Here is a 14,061-nt window from a genome sequence, read left to right on the forward strand (position 1 = left end):
GGGATGGGCTTGGATATACGGAAAGTCAGTTTTCGTCGATTGCGGCGTGAACATTTGCCGCAGCTCTATGATTGGATTACTAAAGAACCACCAACAAATCGCTTCTGGGGTTATGTACAAGGCCATACGTATGGCCAATTTCTGCAGGAATTCACAGCCAGCATCAAGGGCAAGGATTCGACCAAGCCCTATATCATCTATTACGAAGAGACGCCCATCGGCTATATTCAGACATATCACTGGAGTGATTATCCAGGCAATGAAAAATACGAGGAATTGCAAAAAGCTGCCGGTCTGGATATATTGATCGGCGCAAAAAGCTATCGGAACAAAGGGCTCGGTTCCAAAGTACTTCAAAAATTCCTGAAAGAAATCATTTTTACAGATCCAAAAATCCAGTTCTGCGTCACTGATCCGGACATCCGGAATACAGTTGCCATCCGTGCTTACGAAAAAACAGGATTTGAAAAGACGCGGCAAGTTGATGAAGTACTGGATGAACCAAGGCCCGTGATGCTGATGCGTGTGAGCCGCAAAAAGTCATTTGACTAAAACCGTTTGCCCGGAGAATTGCCGGGCAAACGGTTTTAGTTTGTGTAAATAGCTGTTGTGCATCAGCAACTAGGATTGCAGGCTTTTCTCGCTTTCCATGATGGCTAAATCGATGGCATCAAGCGGTTTGTCGATCATCTTGCCATGTCCTACAGCCAATAGCTGTGGATTTAATTGCCGGATTTTCTTGGCACTTTCCAATGCGGTTTGTTTGTTCCATGTGGCAAAGGCCGGAAACGGAAACAACGGTTTAAATGTACCGGAAACAGCTATGCCGCCGCGTGTTTGGAAAGCGTCTCCAGCGATCAGGAAATGAGAGCGTGTGTGCAGCAACGAAATGGAACCCGGCGTGTGGCCAGGTGTATTGACCACTTGCAGGGAGCCGGCGGAATCTCCTTCTTCAAGCAAGCGGTCGGGCTGTGTTTTGACGTTTCTGGGAACGCCGCCTTTGATCGGCGAATCAGGTTCGCCAGGCAGCAAGCTCATGTCGCCTGCAAGCAGACGCGCATCACGTGGCGACATGAAGACGACGGCATCGGGCCATTCACGTTTAATGGCATCAAGTGCGCCGATATGGTCGCTGTGGGCATGGGTGATGATGATGCGGGTCAACGGCTTTTCCATAACCTTGATGGACAATAAAATCTGTTTTGCGTTGAATCCCAGCGCAGCATCCACAAGCGTCAATTCCGTTTCTTCGTCGACGATATAGCAATTAACCGGGAAAAATCGGGGCATGAATGTCAATTGATAGACAGGTCCTTTTTTCGTCATCTGCACAGCCAACCAGCTCCTTAACGATTAATGTATAGTAGTTCCAGTTTACCCGTTTTGTGAGTTTGAAATCGGTGTTCATCCGATGTTTAGGCTGTTGGAATGAGTTTTATTCGTCGTGGACAGTATTTTTTGAGTTTGGACAGTGTGGTAATGGAATTGGACGGTATTTCATCAATCTGGATTGTATTTGAATGAAGCCGGACTGTATATCCAATTAACTGGAATTCCACGCGGATTTCCATAGAAATGATGGCAATGAAAGACTTTTTCGGGCGTGCTCCTTATAATAGGAGAAAGGGGGCATGATCATGAAATATTTCGCCGTGTTATTGCCGATGAAAGAGGCAGACAAGAGCCGGGATTTTCGGCCGCAGCATCTGGCGTTTCTCGAGAAAATGCGCAATAGCGGACACGTGGCAGCCAATGGCAAGTTTGCAGACGGTTCGGGCGGATTGGTCATCTACAAAGCTCCATCGTTTGAAGCCTGTGAAGCGCTGGTCATTACAGATCCGTATATTGTGGAAGGCGCCAGGCGATATGAAATTTTTGAATGGGAAGCCGTTTGGGCGGAGGAAGCTCCGTAAGGATTCTGTAATTTGATTGAGGGGGAAACTCGGTGCATGAGTTAAAAGGCGTTTTGCCGGTTTTGCGTAATATGAAAGAATTTGAACGCTTGTTGAAGAGCGATCACGAATACATCATCTTTTTGGAAATCCGCTTGGCGCAGCTTAAGCAATTGGTGCAAGTCGCGAAAAAAGCCAAAAAGAAAGTCATCCTTCATGTCGATTTGATTCAGGGACTGAAGACAGATTCTTATGGCTTTGAATACCTTGTGAGGGAAGTCAAACCGGATGGCATCGTTTCGACACGCAGCAATGTCATCGCATTGGCCAAGAAAAATAACTTGATGACAATTCAGCGGCTATTCTTGCTGGACAGCCAGGCGCTGGAACACAATATCAACTTGATCAATCAAGTGAAGCCGGACTATATTGAAATCTTGCCTGGAATCATTCCATCCGTTATCAAGGAAGTTTTCGATAAAACCGGCATTCCGGTAATTGCCGGCGGGTTGATCCGCACAAAAGAAGATATTTTATTGGCTTATGATGGTGGAGCCAAAGCAATTTCAACTTCTCAGCCCGAACTTTGGGAGTTATAAAACGTTGACAGCGTTTTCATGAACTGGTAACTTAGTATTTACAAGTTAAGAACTGTGTAGGAGAAATGGAGACCCACACTGGAACGAGCGCTTCTTATGGAGAAGTCGCTTGGTTCAGCGTGGGTCTTTTTATGTTTTCCTGATAATGGTTCAAAAAATACAAAGGGGTTTGTGACAATGACGGAATTTTTAGCAGAATTGATCGGCACGATGATTTTAATTATTTTCGGTGCGGGTGTGGTAGCAGGCGTGGCATTAAAAGATTCCAAAGCTGAAAATGGCGGCTGGATCGTCGTTACGATTGCTTGGGGATTGGCAGTAACGATGGGCGTTTATGCAGTCGGCAGTTTTTCAGGAGCACACTTAAATCCGGCCGTAACGCTTGGATTTGCAGCTGTAGGCGATTTTCCTTGGTCGCAAGTGCCCGTTTACATAGCCGCACAGATTTTGGGGGCGATCATCGGGGCAACGATTGTCTTTTTAAACTACTTGCCGCATTGGGAACGCACCAAAGATGCAGAAACGAAGCTTGGGGTATTCGCGACAATTCCAGCGGTCCGCCGGCCATTTTCAAATATGGTCAGCGAAATCATCGGCACAGCCGTATTGGTCATGGGCTTGCTGTTTATCGGTGCCAATGAATTCACGGAAGGCTTGAATCCGTTGATTGTTGGTGCATTGATTCTAGCAATCGGGCTGTCGCTCGGCGGAACGACGGGTTATGCCATCAACCCGGCACGTGACCTCGGACCGCGTATCGCGCACGCATTGCTGCCGATTCCTGGCAAAGGAAAATCGGACTGGTCATACGCTTGGGTACCGGTTATCGGACCCATCTTCGGCGGCGTTTACGGAGCGTTGTTCTATAAAGCATTGTTCACTGGTGCATACGGGTTGCCGTTTTGGATCATGAGCGCAATCTTGTTCCTGGTTTTATTCGGTGCAGCAAGTGTAGAATTGAAAAAAGAGCGGACCACCGCTGATAAATTAGAAGAGAAAATTGTTTCATAACCATTGGAGGAGATCGTTTTGAGTAAAGATTATATTTTATCCATAGACCAGGGCACAACCAGTTCGCGTGCCGTATTACTGAACCACAAAGGTGAAATTTTTGAAACGGCCCAACAGGAATTTCAACAGTTTTTTCCGAAACCGGGCTGGGTAGAGCACGATGCCAATGAAATCTGGACGTCTGTTTTAGCTTGTATTGCAGAAGTATTGCGCAAATCGGACATCGACCCGAGCCAAATTGCCGGCATCGGAATTACGAATCAGCGCGAAACGACAGTCGTCTGGGACCGCAACACAGGCAAACCGATCTACAAAGCAATCGTCTGGCAGTCACGCCAAACAGACGGCATCTGCAACGACTTGAAAGAGCAGGGCTTAAACGAATTGTTCCGCAAAAAGACAGGCTTGCTGATTGATGCCTATTTCTCCGGGACGAAAGTGAAATGGATTCTGGACAATGTGGAAGGCGCACGCGAAAAAGCGGACAACGGCGATTTGATGTTCGGAACGATCGATTCGTGGCTTGTCTATAAACTGTCAGGCGGAAAAGCGCACGTCACGGATTACAGCAATGCATCCCGTACATTGATGTACAATATCTACGACTTGGAATGGGACCAGGAGCTTTTGGATATCCTGACAGTGCCGAAGAGCATGCTGCCGGAAGTCCGCCAGTCTTCTGAGGTCTATGCCAACACTGTTGATTATCATTTCTTCGGCCACCAAGTGCCGATCGCCGGCATCGCCGGTGACCAGCAGGCTGCACTTTTCGGCCAGGCATGCTTTGAAAAAGGCATGGCAAAAAACACATACGGTACAGGATGCTTTATGCTGATGAACACCGGTGAAGAAGGCGTCGTATCGGAGCACGGTTTATTGACGACATTGGCATGGGGTGTTGACGGCAAAGTGGAATACGCATTGGAAGGCAGTATTTTTGTTGCCGGTTCAGCGATTCAATGGCTGCGTGACGGATTGCAGGTCATCGAAAATGCGCCGGAAAGCGAAGACTACGCCATGCAAGTCGATTCAACAGAAGGTGTCTATATGGTTCCAGCCTTTGTGGGCCTTGGAACACCCTACTGGGATACCGATGCACGCGGCGCCGTTTTTGGCTTGACACGCGGCACGACGAAAGCACATTTCATCCGTGCGACGCTTGAAGCACTCGCATACCAGACAAAAGACGTCGTAGATGTTATGATAGAAGATGCAGGGATCGAATTGAAGACCTTGCGCGTTGATGGCGGAGCGGTCGGCAATGATTTGCTGATGCAATTCCAAAGTGATATTCTGGATGTTCCAGTAGAACGTCCGGTGATCCAGGAAACGACAGCACTGGGTGCAGCTTACCTGGCAGGACTCGCAGTCGGATTCTGGAAAGACAAAGAAGAAATCGCCCAGCAATGGCAGATCGATAAGACCTTTACACGCGACATGCCGACTGAACAAAGCGGAACGCTTTACGAAGGCTGGAAAAACGCGGTAACTGCAACACGTACTTTTAAACCAGTGAACTAACCTACAAGTTAATAAATGAGAGATATACGGCCGGAGACTATGAGAGACCAAGCCAGTTTTGCAGAAGAAATTCTGCAGCTGTGCCTTGATCTCTCTTTTTATATGGGGAAATGGTGGTTCAAGCCGAGTGAGAACTTATTTTTCGCACCGCTTTGAGTCACGCGAATCAGCTTAGCACTTTACAAAATAGGGTAGTGATGCAGTATCAGAAAGAATGAGATTTCACTATCAAGCATCAACATATTTTCTTTAACCTACACACAAAAAAGGAGCAGATCAACTTATGAAATTTTCAAGCTTGAATAGAAACGAACGTTATGAACAAATGAAACAAGCACAATTGGACGTCCTGGTTATTGGCGGCGGAATCACGGGTGCGGGCATCGCGCTTGATGCGGCTGTACGCGGCATGGACGTAGCGGTTGTGGAGATGCAGGATTTTGCAGCAGGAACAAGCAGCCGGTCCACTAAATTGGTTCACGGGGGCTTGCGTTACTTGAAGCAATTCGAAGTGAAGATGGTTGCTGAAGTCGGCAAAGAACGTGAAATCGTTTATGAAAATGGACCACACGTGACGACTCCAGAATGGATGCTGTTGCCGTTCTATAAAGGCGGGACATTTGGGCCTTTGAGCACCAACGTCGGCCTGCGCGTCTATGACTTTTTGGCAGGCGTGAAAAAAGGCGAACGCCGCAAAATGTTGAGCAAGGAAGAAACCTTGCGCCGCGAGCCTTTATTGAAGAAAAAAGGCATTAAAGGCGGCGGCTATTACGTAGAATACAAAACCGACGATGCACGCCTGACAATGGAAGTCATGAAGAAGGCTGTTGAAAAAGGCGCGTTGGCGATGAACTATGCGAAAGTGAAAAGCTTCATCTACGATAATGGCAAAACAGTCGGCATCCAAGTGGAAGACCAAATTGATGGCACTATCCACGAATTGTACGCGAAGAAAATTGTCAATGCAGCAGGGCCATGGGTTGATACGCTGCGCGACAAAGACCATTCGAAATTCGGTAAAACACTTCAACTGACGAAAGGGATTCATTTGGTCTTTGACGGCCGTCGCTTCCCATTGAAACAGGCGATTTATTTTGACATGCCGGATGGCCGTATGGCGTTTGCGATTCCTCGCCAAGGCAAAGTCTATGTAGGGACAACAGATACGGTCTACAAACAGGATATTGCGCATCCAACGATGACGTTGGAAGACCGCAATTATGTTTTGAAAGCAATCGACTTCATGTTCCCGGAAGTGAATATTACAGAAACGGATATTGAATCCAGCTGGGCTGGATTGCGTCCGTTGATCCACGAAGAAGGCAAAGATCCTTCCGAGATTTCACGGAAGGATGAAATTTTCGTATCGGATTCAGGGTTGATTTCGATTGCAGGCGGCAAATTGACCGGCTACCGCAAAATGGGGGAAAGCATCGTCGACCTGGTTGCCGAACAATTGAAAAAAGAAGAAGGATCGAAGTATCCGAAGAGCTCGACTAAACACCTGCCGATTTCCGGCGGTGAAGTAGGCGGCTCAAAAGGATTTGAAACCTTTATGGCGGATCGTGTCCATCAAGCTGCAGACATGGGATTGACTCCTGACGCGATGCGGATGCTCGTAAACCGCTATGGTGCAAATGTCGATAAAGTACTGCGTTTCTATACGACTGGATTAGACGAGGCGGCACATGCTGGACTTGATCCGCTGGTCTACGCAATGCTGCGCTATTCCATGGAATACGAAGCCGCCTACAAGCCAATCGATTTCTTTATTCGCCGTACAGGTGCCTTGTACTTTAACATCCACTGGGTGCATGCGCATAAAGAAGCCGTTATCGCTTATATGGGCAAGACACTTGCCTGGACCGACGAACAAACGGCGGATTACCGCGCTGAATTGGAAGGCTTGCTTTACGAAGCCGTCCATCCGGTTGAAGTATCTTCTCAAAGCTTAAGCTAATGTTTATAAAATCCCATCTGCCCTCATTAAATTGAGAGCAGATGGGATTTTTTTCATATAAGCTTGGAAAATAAATCTTTAGGGTTTATAATTAATAAAAATATCTTATTATACATAATATTCAGACTATAAAACAATGGGATGGGGAATAGTCATGAAAAAAATTATCTGCCTTTTTACAATTTTGCTGTTGATGTTCACCGCGTCCATAGGTAATAGCACTAAAGCTTTTGCAGAAGCAGATCCGCAGCGGGTGATTGTAAAGTTTAAAGAAGGTGCGCAAACAGGAATCGCAGCGGCGAATGTGGCAGCTAGTGATGAAAATGGAGAAGTGGAGACCGCAGCATTTGAAGTGCCGGAAGGTGAATCCATGGAGAACTACATGGAAGAACTGGAAGAACGGGACGACGTCGAATTTGTCGAGCCGGATTACCAGATTGAACTTGCCTATAAACGGAAGGACCCGGAACTGGCTACCCGGCAATACCATCATACACAAATTCAGACAGCTGCTGCATGGAAGCAAACCAAAGGCTCAAAAAAAGTGGTCGTAGCGGTGATCGATGACGGCATGGATGTGGCGCATCCGGAACTGAAAAAACAATTTGTCGCTCCTTACGATGCACTCAATAAGAAAAAAGGAACCGTCACTGCTGGGAAGCATGGCACACACGTAGCGGGCTTGATTGCCGCTTCAGCAGGCAATGGAATGTGGGGAGCGGGAGTAGCGCCTTCGACGAAGATCATGCCGATTGATGTTATTGACCAAAATGGCTATGGCTATACTTCCACCTTGATTCATGGCATCGAACATGCCATCAAAGCGAATGTCGACATCATCAATATGAGCTTGGGCTCGTATTATTACAGTGAAGCTTTGGATCAAGTAATCCAAAAAGCACATAAACGGGGCATCGTCATTGTGGCCGCCGCAGGAAATGAAGGAACGCGTAACGCCCATTATCCTTCTTCTTTAAATAATGTTATCTCAGTCGGTGCAGTGACCCGTACAGACGTCAGCGCTTTGTTTTCCAATAAAGGGCCGACCATCGATCTAACGGCGCCAGGAGTGGATGTCTATTCCACATTGCCTTCCAATCAATTCGGTCCATTAAGCGGAACTTCCATGGCAACGCCGATTGTTTCGGGTGTGGCAGCATTGATCAAAGCCAATCAACCATCCCTCAGCAATAAGGAAATCGAAAAGCGGTTGTTTTCTTCTTCGGATGATTTAGGGAAGGCAGGCAGAGATGATGTTTACGGGCATGGACGCGTCAATGCCAATAAAGCGTTAAAGAAATAAAATGCAGCTGCATGAGTCTTTCTTGAGGAAAGCCCCATGCAGCTTTTTTCTGTCAAACTTTAAAATGATGCTTTGGAAATGGGAAAGTCTGTTCCAAAAAGTGTATAATGATAGAATATTCAGAAATAAATTTGGCGGTGAAAATATGAAATTCGGAACACAAAAAAACTACTGGCAATTCATTGCTTTAAGCGGCGCAATTGCTGCGCTCGTTTATATTTCCCACGTGGTCATGGGCGGCGTATTATGGGTTGGCTATAGCCATGTAAAACAGACAATCAGCGAACTGACAGGAAACGGTGCACCCGATGCAGAAATGTTAAGGATCTTTACACTGGGCTATGGCATTCTGGCAGTTCTTTTCTCAATTGCGCTTTATGTGCTTTTCCGTAAATACAAAGTGGACGCAATCGCCCGATTTGGCGCCCTTCTGCTGCTGACTATGCATACGGCTTCGCTGGTGGGTTATGGTTTATTTCCGTTGGAGCAAGGAGGGGAAGTACTGACCTTCGGGAATTTTATGCATTTGGCCATTACAGCCATCGTTGTGATTGCGACGGTGGGTGCATTGTTTGCCATCGGCTACGGCCTCTGGCTCACTAAGAATTTCAAGGGGATCGGGGTATTTACACTGGTCTGTGCCGTCGTAATTGTTTTAGCGGGAATTGCGACTCCGATTGTGTTGAACTATGATCTGCCCTATGCCGGGCTGGTCGAGCGTGTGACCGTGTTTACACTTCAGCTATGGACTTTCGTGCTGTCGCTTTATCTTTACAGGCTGCCGAAGATCATCGATATGGAAGTGAAGAGGATGGGGCTCGTGGAAGTTTACAAAGAGCCATAAAAATGCCGGATCAGGAAATATCCTGTCCGGCATTTTGAGGCTTATTGAACTTTTTCCGCTGCTGGAGCTGAACGGTCTTTAAAGATGAATTTCTTGCTGAAGATGTAATTCGCGACCAATACAATCACATTGGCCAGGATTTTTGATATGGTGCCATTGATGCTCAACAACCCGACTAAAACCATCATGGTGCCCAGATCCATAAAAAACGACAAGACACGGAACCCGAAAAACGAACCCATTTCAGCAAAGCGGTCGCGCCAAGTGTTAGTGACGCTTTTGAAGACAAAACGCTTGTTGACGACGTAAGCGAAAACGACGGCGAATACCCAGGCAATCGTTGTTGAAATGCGGTAATCGAGGTGGAACAGCTCTTCACAAATCCAATAGACGACGATATTGACGACAGTGGTCCAGCCACCCATGATGAGGTACATAAGGATGCTGCGCCAATCTTTGGTTAAAATTTTTTTCATTGAAATCTCCGTTCTTTCTACTGATGTGATGAAGGTTCAACAACCCACGGAAGTTTTTATTAGCTGAATCTTAGTTTGCGGATCTGCAGGAAAACGGCTCCGAGAAAACTGATGATGGAAATGAATAAACCAGCCGTGAATCCTTCCGGTTTATATCTTAACGCAATTGCGTGCTCACCGGAAGGGGCAAGTATGCCGGTATAGGCTGAATGGACAGGGAACGTATCGACCGGTTGCCCATCGATGGAAGCTTTCCAGCCTGGTGAATAGGGAATGGATAAAAATAAAACCGCATCCAGCTCTGCCGAATAACGGCCATTGACGTAATTATTGCCGTAATCGATGTCCTGCAAGCTGCTGTTCTGATAATCCCGTATGATTTCTTCATAAGTTTCATAATCGGCAGCAGTCACCTGGATATCCTTGATTAAAAATTCGCCAGGTTGGATGGTCAATGAAATGGCTTCCGTTTCCGAGTCCATTCCGAAACGGAACAGCACTTGATTTTTTGCATCTGTATACGTGTATTGGTCAACTTCGTAGCGGTTGTTCCGCATATTCTTTTGGAGAACATAACTGGCGCCAAGGTTGCTGGCAGCCCTGATTGTTAATCCTTCATTTTCTGTATAAGGAAGGACATCCGCATAAACAGTCAGTTCGGAAAGCGTGTGGTCTTGGATAGGGATGGTTAGTTCAATGGGGGTGTCAGACTCCACCCAGACGCCATCGGCCCGGGTCTCCACCTGCGTCTCATCGTCAAAAACAGCGTCTGCCAAAGATCCGATAGTCTGAGAAGCGGTAGAGTCGTCTGAGTCCAGTTCCGAGGCATTGAAAACATCATCCGGCAGTACGCCATTTCTCAGCAGCCGTTCATCGAGCAGGGGATCCCTTGTGTCATCCACTGCAGAAATCGGCATAGCTGTTTTGTATAAAAAACCGATAGGCAAGGAGAACCGGTTTTCCTCGATGACAATATTTTCATTTTCGTAAATGGTTTCGTAGCCGTAAAGATTATAGGGTTCAGCAAAAGAAATCGTGTATTTATTAGTTAGCAGGGTGTTCAGGAACGTGTTGGTTGGAAAGCCGTTGACCACATTCAATCTTCGCGTTCCTGCAGCTGCCAAATAGTCCATCTCGAACTTCTGCAAGTTCCATTTGGCTAGGGATTGATAGGTAAGGTATGACCTGTACCCATAGCTCATGGAGGCGTTATAGCCGGATACGCCGGGATAATTGATGTTGATTCGATAAAAGTCTTTGTCCTGTTCAAGTTGTGCAAGCCCCTCTTTGATGGCTTCGTTATCAAAATGAGTTTTGTAATCGTCTTTGCTCATGAGCGACAACACGCCCCAAACCCCTTTATGTGTTTCTTCAAGTTCCTCACCTTCGGATTTCATGATCAGATCGTTCACCAAACTGAAGGGCAGCAACAAACTATAGAGCAGGATCGCCAGCGCTGAAAATGAAAAAACGGGTGCTTTTAGCCGTCTATTCGAAACGAATTGCCCTGCTATAAATAGGATTGCGAAAGCTAAGGGCATGAATTTGATGACATTACCGTAATGGGTAAACGGATTTTTATCAAGCCAAAGGTAGATTAATAGTGAAAAAAAAATGAGCACGATGCTGTTTTTAGCTTGTTTAAAGTTCATTTCATTTAAAGCGACGGCTGAAAGCATGATGAAAAAAAGGTTGAAGACAAACAATGCCCTGAATTCGTCCGGTGTACTGAAACCGCCCAGCAGCGAATTGAGTTGCTGGACCATCAACATGAAAATGAGCAGAACCCCTGCAAATCCCAAAATCAGAAAACGTTTTTTGAAGCCGTTGATGAAAAAAAGAGGGAGTGCCAGAAGAACGACAAAATTGATGCCGCCTTGCCACAGTAGTTTTTGGATCACTTCATTGAAAGTCAATAAAGCATCTTCGATTGGCTGTCCTGCCCGGTAGAAGGCGTTGGACTGAAATAAGCTGTATACAGATGGCAACAGAATGACCATAGCGGTTCCGAGTGCCAGTAAATAGAGCGTAGCTAATCGAAAGTGGAAAAAAAGAAATGCCTTTACGGTCTTTTCGGAATGGCTGGCAACAAAATAACGGACCCCGCTGTAGAAAAAAAGGCCAAGCGTAATCATGAAGAGAAAATAGAAATTGCTGATGCTCGCCAAGAACAAAGCAACAAAGAGCACTGCCGGTTTGTTGGCGGATAAAAATCGCTCGAATCCCAAAAGAATGAACGGAAAGTAAACCGTCGCATTCAAGAAAAAATAATGGGTATAGAAGTGATCGAAGTTGAACAATGCAAAACTATTCGCAATCCCTCCTATCAAAGCGATGTTTTTATTGACGCCCAATTTCTTCAGTAAAAGATAGGTTCCTAAACTGATGAGGAAAATTTTGAAGATAGCCATAGGAATAAAGGATAAGGGGAACCAGGCTTTAGGAAGCAACAGGAGGGGCCAGATGAAAATATCGCCCAGCATGTAATAGCCGAAGTCATTCCAAAAGCTGCCGCCCGGACCGTAATTCCAGGACCAAAAAGGCATTTCTCCGCTTCTGGCAAGGTCGTGGAACAAGTTGAAGAAGTGGATATATTGATTGAAAGGGTCGCCGCCTAATGAAATATAGAGAAAGCCATTGACAGGAATCCGAAAAAAAATAAGGGTGCCCATGAACAGGACCAGGAGTGTTAAAATAATCACTTGATAGTCAATTTTTTTTGCCATTCTTAGAACACCTCGATTAAAAATATAGCGGGTACAAAGTGCCATCAGGCATTTCTTCCAATATACAGGAGTCTGATTAATTTATCGATAAAGTTTATTGAAAATTCAATATATTTATCCAGAAAGAGTGAATTTATGGTATTGGACAGGCTTAAGAAATAAACTTGAAATTATATAGGCCTCTCTTTACATATTCTGCTGCGATAATGGGTAAAGAAGTATATTGAACGGCAACTGTGTGGTTGCCAAGCTGAAACTGGAGGATGAGCAGATGAGAAAAATGAACCGGGGAATGATAACCTCATTAGGAGCAATCGGAGTGGCGCAGGCTTTAAAGATCGTCACGCATAAATCGGTGACAGGACAATGGGATTGGAAGCAGGCCTTTACAACAGGCGGCATGCCAAGTTCCCACTCAGCCGGTGTATCGGCACTGGCTTCGTACGTAGCTGCCAATAAAGGAGCGCGTCATACAGAAACGGCATTGGCCATCGTATTCGGCGTTATCGTCATGTACGATGCACAAGGCATCCGCCGCCATACCGGCGAGATTGCGCGTTTGGTCAATGACTTGGAAGACAGCTTCGTGAAATTTTCTGGAGAGTTCCCAAGCTTTGAGTTTGTGGAACGTGAAAAGGAATTGAAGGAATTGCTTGGCCATCAGCCAGTTGAAGTATTAGCAGGCGCTGCTTTTGGGACCGTCCTGGGACTGGTTTCCGCAGCGATTGAAAACCGTGAACGTGAAATCGAAGAACAAGAAGAACGTTCCAAAAAACGTCTGCCCCACAACGGACGCAGCCGCCGATTGACACGATCCCATTAAAAAATGCAGCCATTCCTTTGGGAAATGGCTGTTTTTTTGTTTATTCGAGCAGAAAAATCGACAAGCGCACCTCAAACGCCCAACACCTTTCCTCGTCAACGAACGCCACAATTGTTAAGCACAGATTAAGAGTTTCTAAAGACTCTGGATAAAGGATTGCGCTGCGTGGCATATGGTATAAGCTAAGTGTAGCGCCTAATCATTTTGAAGGAGGAAGATCATTTGAAAACTTCGTTTTTGAAAATGTCTGTTCCTGTATTCGCCCTTGGATTTGTTTTGACGACGCAAGTGGACACGCAAGCATACGTGGCAACAAACGCGCCAGCATCTGAAAAACAAAAACTGGCCTACGAACCGGGTGCAGGAGTTTTGGAAAGGTTAGGCCCCTACGAACAACAGCTAGCAGAATTGGAAGCAGACCTTCAGTCATTGATTGAAGAACTGGATGGCGAAGAAACCATCAGCTTCGAACAATATCAAGACTACCAGTCCACATTGGACGGGCTGATCCATCAATTAAACACGGTGTCTCATGAAATTGAGGAAATGTCTCCGGCTGTAAACGCTAACTTCAAAGAACTATTGCTGATTCAAGAGCAGATTCACGGAATTGATGTGCAGTAGCAGATGAATCAATAAACTAGAAAAAGCGCAATTGTCATGACGGCAATTGCGCTTTCTTTTCGATTCTAATTTCCTGAAAATAGTATTTTGCTAATTCAATTATACTGTTTGGAAAAACTTAAGTGTACTCTCTATTTAAGAATATTTTACATTTCGATGGTTTTAGTGGGTGTAAATCTGCTATCTATGATAATATTACCTTCTGAATAGATAGATTTATTACAAATACGAAGACTTTATTACATCTTGCAACCCTGAGTAGTTGTTTGACGTTATAAGGTT

13 protein-coding genes are annotated in these 14,061 nt (G+C 45.8%); 10 read left to right on the top strand and 3 right to left on the bottom strand.

Annotated features, from left to right (window positions below; all coding sequences use genetic code 11):
• Positions 1–3: 3 nt before the first annotated feature.
• On the top strand, positions 4–552 hold the full coding sequence (locus H9630_RS01545) for a GNAT family N-acetyltransferase (protein WP_191713730.1): 549 nt from the start codon (positions 4–6) through the stop codon (positions 550–552).
• A 69-nt stretch (positions 553–621) separates the two neighbouring features.
• Here the strand turns inward: H9630_RS01545 and H9630_RS01550 are convergent, their stop codons facing one another.
• Complete coding sequence (locus H9630_RS01550) at positions 622–1,332, bottom strand: MBL fold metallo-hydrolase (protein ID WP_191713731.1); 711 nt, start codon at positions 1,330–1,332, stop codon at positions 622–624.
• A gap of 305 nt (positions 1,333–1,637) precedes the next feature.
• Between H9630_RS01550 and H9630_RS01555 the strand changes: the two genes are divergently transcribed.
• From H9630_RS01555 to H9630_RS01585, 7 genes are all read left to right on the top strand, one after another.
• Positions 1,638–1,913, top strand: coding sequence for a YciI family protein (locus tag H9630_RS01555; protein ID WP_191714473.1), 276 nt, complete (start codon positions 1,638–1,640; stop codon positions 1,911–1,913).
• 32 nt (positions 1,914–1,945) lie between these two features.
• The gene (locus H9630_RS01560; protein WP_191713732.1) at positions 1,946–2,491 is read left to right on the top strand and encodes a glycerol-3-phosphate responsive antiterminator; all 546 of its coding nucleotides are present in this window, start codon (positions 1,946–1,948) and stop codon (positions 2,489–2,491) included.
• Between the two features lie 177 nt (positions 2,492–2,668).
• The gene (locus tag H9630_RS01565; protein WP_191713733.1) at positions 2,669–3,502 is read left to right on the top strand and encodes an MIP/aquaporin family protein; all 834 of its coding nucleotides are present in this window, start codon (positions 2,669–2,671) and stop codon (positions 3,500–3,502) included.
• Between the two features lie 18 nt (positions 3,503–3,520).
• Positions 3,521–5,023: a glycerol kinase GlpK gene (gene glpK, locus H9630_RS01570; RefSeq protein ID WP_191713734.1), complete on the top strand. Its 1,503-nt coding sequence runs from the start codon at positions 3,521–3,523 to the stop codon at positions 5,021–5,023.
• A 283-nt stretch (positions 5,024–5,306) separates the two neighbouring features.
• The gene (locus H9630_RS01575; RefSeq protein WP_191713735.1) at positions 5,307–6,983 is read left to right on the top strand and encodes a glycerol-3-phosphate dehydrogenase/oxidase; all 1,677 of its coding nucleotides are present in this window, start codon (positions 5,307–5,309) and stop codon (positions 6,981–6,983) included.
• 154 nt (positions 6,984–7,137) lie between these two features.
• Positions 7,138–8,286, top strand: a complete 1,149-nt coding sequence (locus H9630_RS01580) for a S8 family peptidase (RefSeq protein ID WP_191713736.1) — start codon at positions 7,138–7,140, stop codon at positions 8,284–8,286.
• A 145-nt stretch (positions 8,287–8,431) separates the two neighbouring features.
• On the top strand, positions 8,432–9,130 hold the full coding sequence (locus H9630_RS01585) for a DUF998 domain-containing protein (protein ID WP_191713737.1): 699 nt from the start codon (positions 8,432–8,434) through the stop codon (positions 9,128–9,130).
• 41 nt (positions 9,131–9,171) lie between these two features.
• On the opposite strand, the gene H9630_RS01590 is transcribed toward H9630_RS01585, so the two are convergent.
• Both H9630_RS01590 and H9630_RS01595 read right to left on the bottom strand, forming a co-directional pair.
• Positions 9,172–9,606, bottom strand: a complete 435-nt coding sequence (locus H9630_RS01590) for a GtrA family protein (RefSeq protein ID WP_191713738.1) — start codon at positions 9,604–9,606, stop codon at positions 9,172–9,174.
• Between the two features lie 59 nt (positions 9,607–9,665).
• A complete protein-coding gene (locus tag H9630_RS01595) occupies positions 9,666–12,332 on the bottom strand; it encodes a YfhO family protein (protein WP_191713739.1) in 2,667 nt (888 codons plus the stop codon).
• A 271-nt stretch (positions 12,333–12,603) separates the two neighbouring features.
• On the opposite strand from H9630_RS01595, the gene H9630_RS01600 reads away from it, so the two are divergent.
• Positions 12,604–13,155, top strand: a complete 552-nt coding sequence (locus tag H9630_RS01600) for a divergent PAP2 family protein (protein WP_191713740.1) — start codon at positions 12,604–12,606, stop codon at positions 13,153–13,155.
• A gap of 222 nt (positions 13,156–13,377) precedes the next feature.
• Positions 13,378–13,779 carry a hypothetical protein gene (locus tag H9630_RS01605; RefSeq protein WP_191713741.1) on the top strand — a complete coding sequence of 134 codons (402 nt, stop codon included), beginning with the start codon at positions 13,378–13,380 and terminating at the stop codon, positions 13,777–13,779.
• Positions 13,780–14,061: the final 282 nt, after the last annotated feature.

This window comes from Planococcus wigleyi (assembly GCF_014836985.1).
GTDB classification, from domain to species: Bacteria; Bacillota; Bacilli; order Bacillales_A; family Planococcaceae; genus Planococcus; species Planococcus notacanthi.